Raw genomic sequence first — 15019 nt, 5'->3', positions numbered from 1 at the left:
TATTAATATTGTTTTAACTTTTGACCCTTCATCGCTGAAGAGTAACAATATTTTAAAAAGCAGCAAAATAAATTTCCATAAGATTGTCAAAAAACCTTTTTGTAGTAACTTTTTTACACTTGATATTGACAACATTTTTCTCAAAAAAGCCCTTATTTAAAGTATCAATCACCGCTTTTTGAGATTTATTTACATTTCTTTTTTGTAAATTTTTTTGTCTATATTTTTCGTCCATTTCAATTCTGACTATTTTGTCAAAAAGTCCCACAAAATTTCCATTAGGAGAGTATAAATTTGGCACCTCTGCGAAGTCATAATAATTGAATTTTAAATGTTCTTCAATCAAGGGGTAAATAAGCTTTTCAACCTCATTTATAAAGTTTGGATCTTCAATAAGCCTTGCTCTCAAGGCATTTTTGTCAACCCCTTCATTATTTATGTATAAATTACCCCATTTTTCTTGCATTTTTTTATAACCTAAACCACCTTTTTTATAGAGATTTTTCACGTAAATATCAGCATTAAAAGTTCTAAAACCCTTCGCTTCCAGAATGTTGAGAATTGTCGTTTTTCCCACACCACTTTTTCCAATAATCGCGATCATTAGTTTGACTCCAAATCTTTCAGGCGGTGATAAATTTGTTTAAGTTCTAATTCTTCTAAAATTTCATGTGCTTTAGGAGAAATACGCAAGTCCAAAAATTCAGCCTCTAATTTTTTAAAATCAATTGGAACATCATCACGAAGCTGGGTAAGGAATTTGTTTTTGAAAACTAATTCTTTATCTTCAATGAATTTAGTTTTCATTTTGGCATCTAAATTTTCGATATTACTGTAAATGTTTTCAACTGATTCATATTTTTCTAACAGCTTACATGCAGTTTTAGGTCCTACACCTTTGATTCCTTTAATGTTATCGCTCGAATCACCAACTATTGCTTTGTAATCAGTGACTTGTCAAGGATTGAATCCATAAGTTTCATAAAAATTCTTATTATTTATAACAACTAAATCACGGTTTTTTGGCTTCAAAATTGCTACCGATTTGTCAATTAATTGATTTAAGTCCTGGTCTGCTGAAAAAATTAACACATAATTTTCGTTTTTTGTCTGGTTTGTAATTGTAGCAACAATATCATCAGCCTCAAAGCCTAAATATTCAAACGTAGGAATGTTAAGGTTGGTTAAAAGTTCTTTAATTAATACAAGCTGAGTGTAAAAATCTTCAGGAGCTTTTGGTCTTTGTCCTTTATATTCTGAATATTCTTCATGGCGAAAAGTTTTTCCATAGGCATCGAAACAAAAGTAAATGTGGTCAGGTTGATACAAATTGTTTAATTTAAAAACAGTATTGAAAAAGCCAACTAAAGCATTAGTTTTAATTCCTGTTGATGTTTCTAATCTTTGATTTGAATACAATGTTCCATAATATGACTTAAACATCAAATATGTCCCATCAACAACAATAATTCTTTTATTCTTCACGATGTTTCTCCTCTCATTTTCCAAGAACTCAATCACCATTCATTTTCTTTGTTAAAGTTGCATAAATGACTTTATTTTTAGCATTAACTATGTCAGATTCTTTTCAAATTCTTACATCAATTGTCGCACTAGAGTCTAATAATACAACATGAGTATACGGTTTATTGGTTTTAGTTATTTTTACTACTGCATCTTTGACATAAGCAGCGACAACATGTTGAGTTCCCCGATGAATGTCTATTATTTTACAATTTTTATTTTCATAACCAATAGTTGGACTAACATTATAGGTTCTTCCTAAATAAGTAATTTCATTAATCATTTCTTGGTCAATATCTTGCTTGTAGTGTAACAAGTTAATATTCCAATCGATTTTGTCCCAAAAGACTTTTTTGTTTCTGGCATCAAAGGCATTCGCAATTTCAAACTTTAACTCACTACTATTTTCTAGATTATTTAAAATCATTGTTTGATTGCCGAAATCTCTAAAAACTCCAGCTTTAACCAAAAGTTTGATTTTTTCTTCACCGATTCCTGCTTCTCTTAGACACAAAATGGCTTCCAATAAGTTTTTGAATTCGCCTCTTTCTTGTCTTTTTAGGATAATGTCGCGTTCAGTTACCTTACCTAAACCTTTAATCATGGCAAAAGGAAGATAAATGGCATTTTTTTCACGATCAATTACTGAAATGTTTGAACTATGATTTAAAGAAGGGCTATAAATTCTTATTCCTAAGTCTTGTGCTTCGAGACAATATTTATTCATATCCTCTAAGGAATTAATGCTTGAAGAGATAATAGCTGAGTAAAATTCCAGCGGAAAATGAGCTTTTAAATAAGCCATACGATAACTTATCAGTGAATAACTAACAGCATGAGATTTGTTAAAACCATATCCTGCAAATTTCTCAATATCTTTAAAAATGTCAAGTGCAAATTGTTCGCTATAGCCATTTTGGACTGATTTTTCTACAAAAATAGCTTTAAATTCTTCAAATTCTTCAATCTTTTTCTTTGAGATTGCTCTACGCAATAAATCTGCCTCAGCATAATCCATGTTTGAAATTTTTTGCACCAGTTGCAAAATTTGTTCTTGATAAATCATTATTCCGTAAGTAGAAGCCATAATTTCGTCATAAACTGGATCTTTTTTCTTGATAATTTCAAGACCATTTTTTCTTTTTGCATAAAGATCTATATATTGTGCAGTCCCTGGTCTGAAAAGTGAAATGATAGCCGCTATATCATTGAAATGATCAACCTTAACTTTCAATAATGTTGAACGCATACCAGGGCTTTCAAGTTGAAAAATTCCGGCAGTTCTTGCCTCCGAAAGAAGTTGGAATGTTTCTTTGTCATTAACATCAATTTTATTAATGTCAAAGTCAGGATTAATTTTTCAAACTTGCATCAAAATTTCATTAATGATTGTCAATGTTCTTAAACCTAAAATATCAATTTTCAGTAGTCCGAAATCTTCTAGATAATCCATTGAAAGTTGTGTTTGTAGGTGATCTTGACTATCAAGCATTACTGGTATTTTATTTACAACTTTGTCCTGGCTAATGACAATTCCAGCTGCGTGAGTACCACTTTGACGATAAAAACCTTGAATTTGACATGCTTCTTCATATGCTTCCATCAAGTCATTATTGCCTGTTTGATTGTTAATATATTTGTTAAGTTCAGTTCGAAAACTGAAGCTTTCGTCATAAGCTTCTTGCAATGTATTTGCTGTGGAAGGAATTTTTCTTGCTAATGAATCAATTTGTGGAATAGGGACTGAATAACTTCTTGCAACATCACGCATTGATGATTTAACTCCAAGTGTTGAGAAAGTTACAATAGTAGCAACATTTTCGGTTCCATATTTTCTAATTAAATAATCAATTAGTTCTTGTCTTTTATCATCTTGAACGTCTATATCAATATCGGGCAACGAAATTCTTTTTGGATTCAAAAAACGTTCAAAAAGTAAACCGTATTCAATGGGGTCCATTTGAGTTATATCCATTAAATATGAAATCAATGATCCAGCTGCCGAACCTCTTCCGGGTCCTGTTGAAATATTATTTTCTTTAGCTCATTTAATAAAATCTCAAATAATCAAAAAGTAGTCGCAATAACCTAATGATTCGATGACATCTAGTTCATATTTGATTCTGGCTTTGTATGTGTTGTAAAGTGATTGTTTACCTTTCAATTTTCAATCTATATTTTCAAGAATTATTTTCTTTAAATATTCAGTACTTGAAACATTGTCGGGATTTGGATAGACTGGCATTTTGAATTTACTGTGCTCAATTTTAACAACCAATTGTTTGGCAAGATTGTTAGTTTTCTCAATTAATTGAGCCATTCTTGGACTCGGATTTTCAAAACTTGTGTATATTCCGGTGGCTAATTTATTTTCGTGCTCTTGTGTTTTAATTCAATTTAAAGTTGAAAGGGTTTTAGATTCGAAACTGTCAAAACATCGGTTTTCATTAACTAATAAAAAATTGTTTTTGTCAAAATCGATATCAATTTTTTCTGCTAGATCCGCGGTTAGTCCAGTATAAAAATTTTCTTTTTTCAGTAAAACTGAGTTATTTGACACAAAAAAACCTTTAGTTGGGTGGTCAATAATGATAATGTTTTTAGCTTTTAGAATTTGTTCTAAACCTACTTTATGGTTTTTGAAAAAGTCAAAATTGATTGCAAATAATTCTTGCAATCCTAAAAAGTTTTTTGCCAATAAAATAAAACGATAAACAGTTGATTCGACTGTTACATCTAAATCAATCCCGTAAATTGTGTTAATACCTAATTTGTGAGCTTTAGTGCAAAAACTTGCATAACTTAGCATGTTGTTGTGTTCTGTTACTGCAACAGTATCCAATTCGTTTTCTTGAGCTCATTGAAGCAATTTGTCTAGTTCGATTGTTGATTCTAAAAAAGAAAAAGTTGTGTTCGTATGAAGATTAATTAGTTTCATTTAAAGTATTTTTGAACTTGAAAATCGATACTGTTTCAACTGCTTCTTGTTCAAGTTGGGCAAGTAATGGCAATTCTTGTTCCACTCTAAGAACGTCTTTTAGATGCGGTTTGGTCACTGGTTCTTTTGGTGCGAAAAGTTCGCAAGTTTCGCATGCTTTTTGATTACTAATTTCAAGTGTGTGAATTTCTTGAGCAATTTTAATTGTTTCCAGTTTATCAAAAGTTAGTAATGGGCGAAAAATAGGCATATTTGTTACTTCATTAATAACAGCCATGCTTTCCAATGTTTGACTAGCAACTTGAGCTATATTTTCTCCATTTGAAAGTGATAGGTAATTATATTTGTTGGCAATTTGTGAAGCAATACGATAGAAACTACGACGCATCAATGTAATTTTGTACTTTTGTTGGCTTATAAGTGCAATATAGTTCATTATTTTTGTGTAATTTACTTGAAATAAAGTTGCATGACTTTGGAATTTTGTGAGTTGTTGAATGATTTCTTCTACTTTACGTGTTGTATTTTCATCTGTGTGCGGCGGAGTAATAAAGTTTAAATAATCAACAACAAGACCACGTTTTTGTAACAAGTTGGCAGCAACAGGAGAATCAATCCCACCACTTATCAAGTGCAACGTTTTTCCAGTTATACCAACTGGCATTCCACCTCTTGTTTGATGTCAATTTGAAAAAACATAACAATTATCCCCTCTTAACTCAAGAAAAATAGTTAAATCAGGATTGTACATTGCTACTTTTTTATTTTCAGTGTTTTTTAACACAAAACCACCTATTTTTTGACTCACTTCACTTGAAGTTAATGGATAGTTTTTGTTTGAACGCTTGGTATCCACTTTGAAAGTTTCAAAGTTTTTGTCCTTTAACTCTTCTAAAACCGCTTGCTGAATAGATTCAAAATCGTTAGCAGTGATAGTTATAACACTATAGCTTGAAAGACCAAAAATATATGCTAGGTTTTCAATGTTTTTCTGGCTATATTCTAAATATCCCCTGTCAAACTTACAAACCACTTCACCTTCCATGATATTTTCTAAATTTTGACGTAACTTTTTAATAAAACTTTCTCTGTTTTTACCTTTTAGTGTTAATTCACCATAACGTAGTAAGATTTTCTTTTCCATTAATTTTCTCCTTTTGCTAAGAATTCTTTGATTGTTTCTAAAGCTTTAACATACTTTCCTGAATTGTTTTCAACTGTTGCAACGTTTAGCATTGCTGCAATATTTTCTTTATGAGATCGATATCTATTTAGGTGATTACTAATCACATAGAAAACATCATTAGCATCCTTTGTTACTAAATTTTCAACATCTAATCCATTAACCAGAAGTTCAAAAAGGTCTATTTCGTTTTTAAGTTGATCAAAATTCACTAAATTTTGTTCTAATGCATTCTGAATTCTATTTTGTTGTTTATAGACTGCTTCGAGATAAAAGTTACGCTGTGGATTCATTACTATTTCACTGCTTTGTCACTCGAATGATAATTGCATCACCTTTTTTTCTAAATCACTGAATGTATTTAAAATTTGTTTTAGTTGTTCTAATTCGTTATCAATTTCTAATAAAAGCCTGTCTGCTTGATCTAATTTCTTTAAAAATTCTTCTAGTCTTTTAAAACGAAGAGTAGAAGAAATTGTTTTATCAGACAGTAGAAAATCTATTGCTTCGTAGAAATTAGTTTTCATGATTTGATTTATTTTTTTGATTTTGGTGTGTGAGAAATTTGAATCTAACTTATAAACTTTTATATCTTCTTGTAGTGTGAAAAAACGTTTATTTAACTCTGATATCGTTTGGTTTATTTGTTCTAAACTAAAACTTTGTTCTTCGAAATAGTTACGTGCAGAATTTTCAAAATTAAGAATAGCTGAAAACTCTGACATGAGTAAGAAATTATCTTTTAGTAATGTTTGAATTCTTTCACGATTTGCTACATAATCTTGTTGACTAAAAAGCTTTTCTATCTCTTTATTTTTTGCTCTTATTGCATAAATTTTTTTTTCTAATTTTTGCTCCTGATACAATTTTTCAAATACATCGTAGTTTTGCATGATGTATGTTAATCTTCGCTCATCATATGTTCGAATCTTCATGTTGTAAAAATCTAAGCTTTTTTTACCTTCACCAACTATTAGACATAAGTTTTGAACTATAGAATTTAATTTTTCAAGTTTGAAATTATTTTGTTGTTCTACATTATTTAAATGCTTGTCTTCTGAAAAATATGAAACTTCTTTTTTTCATTTTTTAGCAAGTAATTCTAGTTCTGCCTTAAAAAGCGTAAGTTTATCGCTTTGTTGGACTATTATTGAAGAAATTTCTGAGTTAGCATACAGTACTTTTTGGTATCTTGTTAATACCAATTGCGTCTCTGATGTTTTTTCTTTTGTGTAGTGTGTCAGTCTTTTGCTTAAAACTTTTATTTCACGAATCATTTTTTTCAGTGCTTTTGATTCATCGTGAATTTTTTTGAAATTTTTTATTCTTTCTTTGAAAATCTTATTTGCATTCTTATTGATCAAAATTAAAACTTTTGTCATATTAAAAGAAATTTTGTCTTTAAGTGAAACAAACTGGTAGAAATTTCTTAAAAAGACTTCATAAGTTTTTTCATATTTTTGGCTGCTTTTTGAGTATGTTTCTAGCATTTCATTTGTCTTCGAGTGTTTAGCATTGATGTCACTAAGCCATTTTTTTTGCTTTTGAAAATATTGATTTAGATAAACCTGAAAGTAAAAATAAACATAAACAGCTATTGCCATAACAAGAGCTGCAAAAGATAAAATTAAAAGAAAAACTATAAAAATTTTTAACGTTGTCTGATTGTCCATACTCATTTTATTAAATTTTATAACAGCAAACAAGTTATAAAAGAAAAACGGGGAAATAATAGTAAATATAGTATTTAATTGATTTAAATAAATTAGTGTACAATATATAAAGCATTGATACAGCAATAAAACATTTATAAAACTGTTTTGAATTCGTGTAGATTTGAAAGTAAGTAAGCTGTCAAAACCGAAATCATTAAATAAAAAACATTTATAAAGAGTTTTTGTGTCCTTGCGGAAAGGATTAAAATATGTCAAGATTTAGAGGATCTTTATTTAAAAAATCACGTCGTTACGGATTTTCATTACTAGAAAACGATAAAGAATTTGCAAAAGGAAAACAAAGAAAATACGCTCCAGGACAACACGGACAAAAACGTGCAAAATTAACTGACTATGGACTACACTTATACGAAAAACAAAAAGTTCGTTACATGTATGGTCTAAATGAAAGACAATTCCACAATACTTTCGTTAAAGCTTCTAAAAAATCAGGGGTTACAGGAACAAATTTCCTACAAACTCTAGAATCACGTCTAGATAACTTAGTGTACCGTGCAGGATTTGCTAAAACAAGAGCACAAGCTCGTCAATTAGTAAATCACGGACACTTCACACTAGACGGACACAAGGCTGACATTCCTTCAATGTTAGTATCAGTAAATTCAGTTATTGAATTAAAAGAAAAATCAAGAAATAACTCAGAAATTAAAGAAGCTATGGAACAAAGAGCTGTTGCTGAATGAGTAAAAAGAGAAGACTTCAAAGCAACTTTCACTCGTTTACCTGAAAGAAATGAATTAAATAAAGACATTAACGAATCACTAATCGTTGAGTTCTACAACCGTTAATTATCAAAAAAGTTCAAGCCCTTGCGCCTGAACTTTTTTATTAACTATTTTTTGAAGTCAATAACTGCTCTTCCTAAGAACTCACCTTTTTCCAATTTTTCGAAAATATCAGCAACTTCTTCTAGGCTAACAGTTTTTGTAACTTCACTTTTTACTAATCCTCTTGCAGCATAATCAAGAGCTTCTTGCAGATCTTTTCTTGTTCCCACTATTGAACCCGCTAATTCTCTTTCAAATAATACAGTTCAGAAGACAGAAACAGGGAACTCATCTTTTCCTAAGTTGTCTTTAGCCGGAAGACCCACTAAAACTTGTCTTCCACCACGACGTAACATTTCCATTCCTTCGTAAGCAGCTTTTGTTGATACTGATGTGTTGATTACCGCATGAACTCCACCATCAGTAACTTCTAAAATTTCTTTTACTGCATTTACTTTCTTAGAGTTGAATGCATATTCAGCACCAGATTTTAATGCTAGTTCCACCTTGTCATCCGATAAGTCAATTCCAATAGGACGATATCCCATTGCTTTAGCATATTGAATTGCCATTTGGCCTAGTCCACCAACCCCGATAACTGCTACATATTCACCAGGTTTTAATTTTGCTTGTTTTACTGCTTTATATGTTGTAACACCAGCACAAACAACTGGAGCACCGGTGATGATATCTAGATTTGCAGGAACTTTTCCTACATAGTCTTCATGACCGATTGCATATTCAGCAAATGATCCATCTTTTGTATATGCAGACATATTTTGGTTAGGACATAGAGTTTCTTTACCTGTTAAACAGTATTCACAGTGTCCACATGCATCATGTAACCATGCTAAACAAACTCTGTCTCCTATTTTTAAGTGGGTGCATCCAGGACCCAATTTTGTTACAATACCAATTCCTTCATGTCCTGGAATTAGTGGATATTTTGGTTGTACTAATCAATCGAAATTAGCAGCATGTAAGTCAGTATGACAAATACCACTAGTTTCCATTTTAATTAAAACTTCTTTTTCTTTTGGTTCAGGAATATCAACTTCCTCAACACTTCATTGACGTGGTAAACGCACCACAAATGCTTTCATTTTTGCAGACATTTTTTTGCTTCCTTAAATGTTTTTTCTTTCACTTAAATTATATTAAATGCCTAAATTAAAGTCAAGAGGTATCAAAAAAAAGTACTCACAACAAGTACTTTTTTCTAAAACTTCTAACTGTTAGCGTTGGGTAAAAAACTTAAAAGAGCAATAAAGACCACAACAACAAATAAAGGTAATAAAATTGATAATATTAATTTCAAAGTTTGTTTTGGACTTTTCTTTGTGTTTACTTCTGATACATTGTTTGATGAATTCTTTTTCATAATGCTTATTATATTCTTTTTTAAAAATAGGTTCAAAATTACAATGTTTATTTAAAAGTAAGTAAAATTTAAAGTTATGAAAAAAGAGTCAAGTAATCACAAAAAAACTGAAATATATATCGATTTTGAGGCAATAACTAATCCTTTTGCTAAAATGATTGGTCTAAAAAGTGGAACTCCATATTGTTATACTTTGGGAATAAAAAATAATTTTAATGTGATAAAAACTCATACATTTGTAAGTGACTTCAAAAAATCTGATTATATGAAAGTAATGCGTGAAGCAATAATCAGAGATATTAACCGCATCGATAACACAATAAAAATGAGTGAAGTTATTTTTGTAGGTCACAACCCAGTGTTGGAAAAGAAAATAATTAAAGAACTTTTTCCTAACAATGAAGTAAAACCGCTCTTATCACATGCAACTGTATCGCTTGACTTAATAACTCACAAAGATTTTAATCAGCCATACTTTACCGAAGTAAGAAATGCGATTCTTTCAAATACTAAAAATAATGTTTTAGAAAATAAATTTGTCCATGATGGCTCACTAGCTAGCTTTGTGGGATGCTTGTTATTTTGTATGCAAAAACAAAGAAAAATCCCCTTTAAAAGATACAACCTGGAAATTAGTCGGCAAACAGTTCTAAAAGAATTAAAACAATATTCAAAAGATGATGTTTTAAAAATGTTCTGAATTGATGAACGCAGAGACGATATTGATGAAATGATAAAATTGTTGAATCATAAAAAAGAATTTTTAAAATTGTTGAATCAATTTCAGTTGGAAGACTCAATGACGATAAAGGAACTGAAAGAAAAAATTTGGGACATCTAGACAACAACTAAGCCAGTGTCAAAAACTGGCTTTTTTTGTTACAATACTTTAAGTATGGAGAAAATCACTAAGAGAAGAAATATTATTCGAAGACATTTTCCTGCTTCGAAACAAGATTGACTAAGATATTTAAAAAACACTCTACCAGTAGTCGTGGCAGAGTTAGTTTTTTCTTTAACCTCTTTTATTGATAATTTCATGGTTGCTCCAATCGAAAATGGAACAACAGCGCTTTCCTATGCTAATACGTGATCAGGAATAGTAACAACTATTTTCATTACCATTAATATGATTGTCGGAATGTTAGTAGGACAATTTTATGGAAGTAAACAATATTCAAAAATTAATCAAATAATGGCTTTAAGAATTTGAACCTATGTGTCAATTGGAGTAATTTTTGCAATCTGTGCTTGGTCGATGCCGGCTGAAATGATTCGGTTGATTGGAAGAGATGATGAACCTGCAGTTAACACCGGAGTAAGTTACATCCGCTTGATTGCTATTTGTTGAATATTGTTGGCAGTTGCTTGAAATACTAATGGACTTTTGAATGAGACAGGACACTCAAAATATGCTTTCTTTACTGCTTGTTTAAACTTGTCTATCAATGCAACAATTAATGCTATTTGTATCTATGGTTTTAAATTAGGAGCTTATTCCGCTGCTTATGGAACAATTGCTTCGGTCTTTATTTCAATCTTTTTGGATAATTTTTGAATGAGTAGGAAAAGAAAAGAGATTGTAATAAAAGTTAAAAACCTATTTAAAATAAGTCGCGAAATTACAGTTTTATTTTTTAAGAGAGGTTTTTCATTTGGTATTGCAATAGCGGGAATGATTGTTATTCCATTGCGAATGCCGATTTGAAACGATGGATTTATACCTGGCAGAGTAGGCGAAAAATGAATGAATATGAATGCTGCTGCTGTGCTTTCACTAACAGAAAGTATTTCCACTGTTTTTGGAGCGGTGACAGTCGCCTGCGGGGCTAATGTCAGTGTGTTTGTTGCATCAAATCTAGGAAAAAATGATTTTGATGAAGCAGATAAACATGCTCATGCCTTAAAAGGATTCCATGCTACAGCGGGTGCTTTATTTTCATTAATATTATTGATATTTGTATTTATTATTTATCAAACTGAAATGTTGTCTGGTGGAATAGCTGAAAAGATTCAAACACTATACAAAGATAAAGACTTTTCAACAATTCAAAATGATCTTCAAGGAAGTAAATTTTACTCATTATATGATTGAACTAACACAGATAAAGATGCATTAATCACAGCAATGAGTAACTATGCAAAAAATGTAAATAGTAATTTGATTTGTTGAACTTTATTGACAGTTGCTTTAGTTAATCCACTATGAGCTTGATTCTACACAACTAATGCACTAATAGCTAGTGGTGGGCGTTCAAACTTGAGTAGTTTAACTACTTTAGTAGCACAATGATCTCAATTCATTTTCTTAATTATTATTCGTTTTGCAATAGTGCCACACACAAACATTTCTATTGCTTGAGCATACTTTATTTTCTATTGTTGAGACCTAGTAAGGCTAGCAATTTACGAAGTCGTACAACACAGAAATGACTGAAAAAGAAATGTCAACCACGAAATTGAAAAAATTACAACTGTAAAACAAGTACAAAGTGAAAACTAGGTTGTCCTAGTTTTTTTATTGCTTTTTAAATCTCTCAAAAAAGCAATTTTTCTCCCATTTAAGCATTGAAAAATTAATTTTTTAACTTTTATATTCAATAGAATATAATTTTAGAATTATGGAAAATGACAAGATTATCATTAAAGGAGCAAGAGAAAATAACTTAAAAAATATTGATTTGGAAATTCCGAGAGGAAAATTAGTTGTTTTTACAGGACTTAGTGGTTCAGGAAAATCAAGCCTTGCTTTCAACACAATTTATGAAGAAGGAAGAAGAAGATATGTTGACTCACTTTCTTCATATGCACGTCAATTTTTAGGTAACACAAAACGTCCAAATGTTGATAGTATTGAAGGATTGAGTCCTTCGATCAGTATCGAGCAAAAAACTACTCACAATAACCCTCGTTCAATTGTTGGAACTGTTACAGAAATTTATGACTATCTAAGATTGTTATATGCAAGAATTGGAAAAGCTTATTGTCCTAAACATAATATCGAAATAAAGGCACAAAAATTAAAAGACATTATTGATGCAATTTTTCAACTACCGGAAAATACTAAATTATATATTCTCGCTCCTGTTGTACAAGGTGAAAAAGGAACTCATCAAGTACTGCTAGCAAAACTAAAAAAAGATGGTTTCGTGCGTGTCAAAATTAATGACGCAATTTTTAGTCTTGACGATGAAATAAAATTAGATAAAAATAAACGTTGAAATATTGATATAGTCATTGACCGTTTAACCTTGAAATATGACATGCGTCAAAGAATTTCTGAAGCAGTTGAAATTGCCTTAGGATACTCAAAAGGACTAGTCAATGTTCATGAAGTTGATGGTGCTACTCAACAATTTTCAATTTTCCATGCTTGTGAGTATGGTGATTTTGATATGCCTAAGATTGAACCTAAATTATTTTCATTCAACTCTCCATTTGGAATGTGTGAGGAATGTAAGGGTCTAGGTGTTAAACAATCAGTTGATGTCAACAAATTAATTCCTAATTTCAAACGAAGCATTCGTGGTGGTGGAATTAAATATTTTGAAAATACAGTCAACACAACGAATCTTGAGTGACAAGAATTTAAAGTACTGCTTGATCACTATGACATTAGTATTGACTTACCGCTAGAGAAAATCGAACAAGATAAAATGAGAATTTTATTGTATGGTTCAGATGAACCTTTAACTTATACACTGATTTCAGCTTCAGGAAATAAATATAATCGCAGTGGGTACATTGAAGGTATTGCAACAATGTTAGAACGTAAATATCTTGAAACCACTAGTGAAGATATTCGAGCCTGATATGGAAAATTTATGTCAGAAATTGTTTGTTCTTCTTGCAAGGGAGCTAGATTAAATCCTAAAGCTTTGGCAGTTAAATTAGGAAATCAAAATATTTATGAAGCTTGCAAAAATGACATAAACACCTTGCTTGAATTTATTAATAACTTAGAATTAGATGCAACCGAAAAGGAAATTGCTAACTTAATTCTTATTGAAATTAAACACCGTCTTGAGTTTTTGGTAAACGTTGGTTTAGACTACTTAACCCTAAATCGTAAGGCTGAAACATTGAGTGGGGGAGAAAGCCAAAGAATTCGTTTGGCCACACAAATTGGAGCAAATTTAACTGGAATTTTATATGTTTTAGACGAACCAAGCATTGGATTACATCAGGCTGATAATCGTAAGTTACTGAATTCACTAAGAAAAATGGTTGATATCGGTAACACTCTTGTTGTTGTAGAACACGATGAAGAAACAATTTTTGATGCCGATTATATTGTTGATATAGGACCTAAAGCTGGAGAAGAAGGTGGTTATGTTGTAGCTACTGGCTCAGTTGAAGACATTGCCAAAGCACCTGAGTCTATCACTGGTAAATATCTTTCTGGAGAATGAAAAATCGCAGTCCCAGAATCACGCCGCAGTGGAAATGGTAAAGTGTTAAAAATCAAAGGTGCATCAATGAATAACTTAAAGAAGGTTGATGTTGATATTCCTTTAGGTAAATTGGTCTGTGTTACTGGTGTTAGTGGTTCAGGGAAAAGTACTTTAGTAAATGAAGTTATAGTTAATGAATTAAATAAATACATAAATGAGTTCAATTATGAGTCTGAGATAGCAAAAATGAGTGGTTATGTCAATATCGACAAAATTATCCAAATAACACAAAGTCCGATCGGTCGTACACCGCGTTCTAACCCAGCTACTTATACTTCTGTTTTCGATGATATTCGTGATGTTTTTGCTAATGTTGAAGAGTCAAGATTCAGAGGATACACAAAAGGCCGTTTCAGTTTCAATGTTCCTGGTGGGCGTTGCGATAAATGTCAAGGGGACGGAGTAATTAAAATCGAAATGCACTTCTTGCCTGATGTTTATGTTGACTGTGATCACTGTGATGGAAAACGTTACAATCTGGAAACTTTAGAAATCAAATATCATGGCAAAAACATTAATGATGTACTAAATATGAGAATAAAAGAAGCTTATGGATTTTTTGCTGCTAAAAAGAAAATTCAAGACAAACTAAAAACACTAATGGATGTTGGTTTAGATTACATTCAGCTAGGTCAAAGTGCAACAACATTGAGTGGTGGAGAAGCCCAAAGGGTCAAACTTGCAACGTATTTACAAAAGAAACCCACAGGTAAAACATTGTATGTACTTGATGAACCAACTACTGGTCTTCATACTCACGATGTTAAAAAATTACTTTCAGTAATTAACCGCATTGTTGATAGTGGCGACAGTGTTTTAGTAATAGAACATAATTTAGATGTAGTTAAGTCTGCTGACCACATAATTGACTTAGGTCCAGGTGGCGGAAGATATGGTGGAAAAATAGTGGCTACTGGTACTCCAGAGCAAGTCAGCTTAGTAAACGGTTCGCTGACAGGTAAATACCTTGCTGAAATGTTGAAAAAATAACTCAATATTAAAGGTTATTTATTAAAATTTAAGATACATAAAGGAG

The 15019-nt window shown here is 31.1% G+C and carries 11 protein-coding genes; 4 read left to right on the top strand and 7 right to left on the bottom strand.

The features are described from left to right. Positions 1-52: 52 nt before the first annotated feature. From coaE to ACWXVN_RS01810, 5 genes are read right to left on the bottom strand one after another with little or no spacing between them, the layout of a single operon-like run. Complete coding sequence (gene coaE / locus ACWXVN_RS01830; protein ID WP_438341410.1) at positions 53-604, bottom strand: dephospho-CoA kinase; 552 nt, start codon at positions 602-604, stop codon at positions 53-55. Then, a complete protein-coding gene (locus ACWXVN_RS01825; protein ID WP_455967709.1) occupies positions 604-1485 on the bottom strand; it encodes a 5'-3' exonuclease in 882 nt (293 codons plus the stop codon). The genes coaE and ACWXVN_RS01825 overlap by 1 nt, the downstream gene beginning before the upstream one ends. After that, entirely contained in the window at positions 1475-4462 is a 2988-nt protein-coding gene (dnaE, locus tag ACWXVN_RS01820) for a DNA polymerase III subunit alpha (protein WP_455978923.1), read from the bottom strand. Before dnaE ends, ACWXVN_RS01825 begins: the two co-directional genes overlap by 11 nt. Then, on the bottom strand, positions 4449-5606 hold the full coding sequence (gene thiI / locus ACWXVN_RS01815) for a tRNA uracil 4-sulfurtransferase ThiI (protein ID WP_455978922.1): 1158 nt from the start codon (positions 5604-5606) through the stop codon (positions 4449-4451). Before thiI ends, dnaE begins: the two co-directional genes overlap by 14 nt. Then, positions 5606-7318: a hypothetical protein gene (locus ACWXVN_RS01810; RefSeq protein ID WP_455978921.1), complete on the bottom strand. Its 1713-nt coding sequence runs from the start codon at positions 7316-7318 to the stop codon at positions 5606-5608. The genes thiI and ACWXVN_RS01810 overlap by 1 nt, the downstream gene beginning before the upstream one ends. Positions 7319-7569: 251 nt before the next feature. Between ACWXVN_RS01810 and rpsD the strand changes: the two genes are divergently transcribed. Further along, the gene (gene rpsD / locus ACWXVN_RS01805; RefSeq protein ID WP_438341415.1) at positions 7570-8169 is read left to right on the top strand and encodes a 30S ribosomal protein S4; all 600 of its coding nucleotides are present in this window, start codon (positions 7570-7572) and stop codon (positions 8167-8169) included. A 44-nt stretch (positions 8170-8213) separates the two neighbouring features. Here the strand turns inward: rpsD and adhP are convergent, their stop codons facing one another. Then, positions 8214-9263, bottom strand: a complete 1050-nt coding sequence (gene adhP / locus ACWXVN_RS01800; protein WP_455978920.1) for an alcohol dehydrogenase AdhP — start codon at positions 9261-9263, stop codon at positions 8214-8216. Positions 9264-9376: 113 nt separating this feature from the next. Further along, complete coding sequence (locus ACWXVN_RS01795; RefSeq protein WP_455967704.1) at positions 9377-9529, bottom strand: hypothetical protein; 153 nt, start codon at positions 9527-9529, stop codon at positions 9377-9379. A gap of 76 nt (positions 9530-9605) precedes the next feature. Between ACWXVN_RS01795 and ACWXVN_RS01790 the strand changes: the two genes are divergently transcribed. From ACWXVN_RS01790 to uvrA, 3 genes are all read left to right on the top strand, one after another. Further along, on the top strand, positions 9606-10370 hold the full coding sequence (locus ACWXVN_RS01790; RefSeq protein ID WP_455978919.1) for a hypothetical protein: 765 nt from the start codon (positions 9606-9608) through the stop codon (positions 10368-10370). A gap of 54 nt (positions 10371-10424) precedes the next feature. Continuing rightward, complete coding sequence (locus tag ACWXVN_RS01785; RefSeq protein ID WP_455978918.1) at positions 10425-12032, top strand: MATE family efflux transporter; 1608 nt, start codon at positions 10425-10427, stop codon at positions 12030-12032. Positions 12033-12150: 118 nt separating this feature from the next. Further along, complete coding sequence (gene uvrA / locus ACWXVN_RS01780; RefSeq protein WP_455978917.1) at positions 12151-14973, top strand: excinuclease ABC subunit UvrA; 2823 nt, start codon at positions 12151-12153, stop codon at positions 14971-14973. Positions 14974-15019: the final 46 nt, after the last annotated feature.

The organism is Mycoplasma sp. 4044 (assembly GCF_053851695.1).
This window is presented reverse-complemented; position numbering and strand designations above follow the sequence as displayed.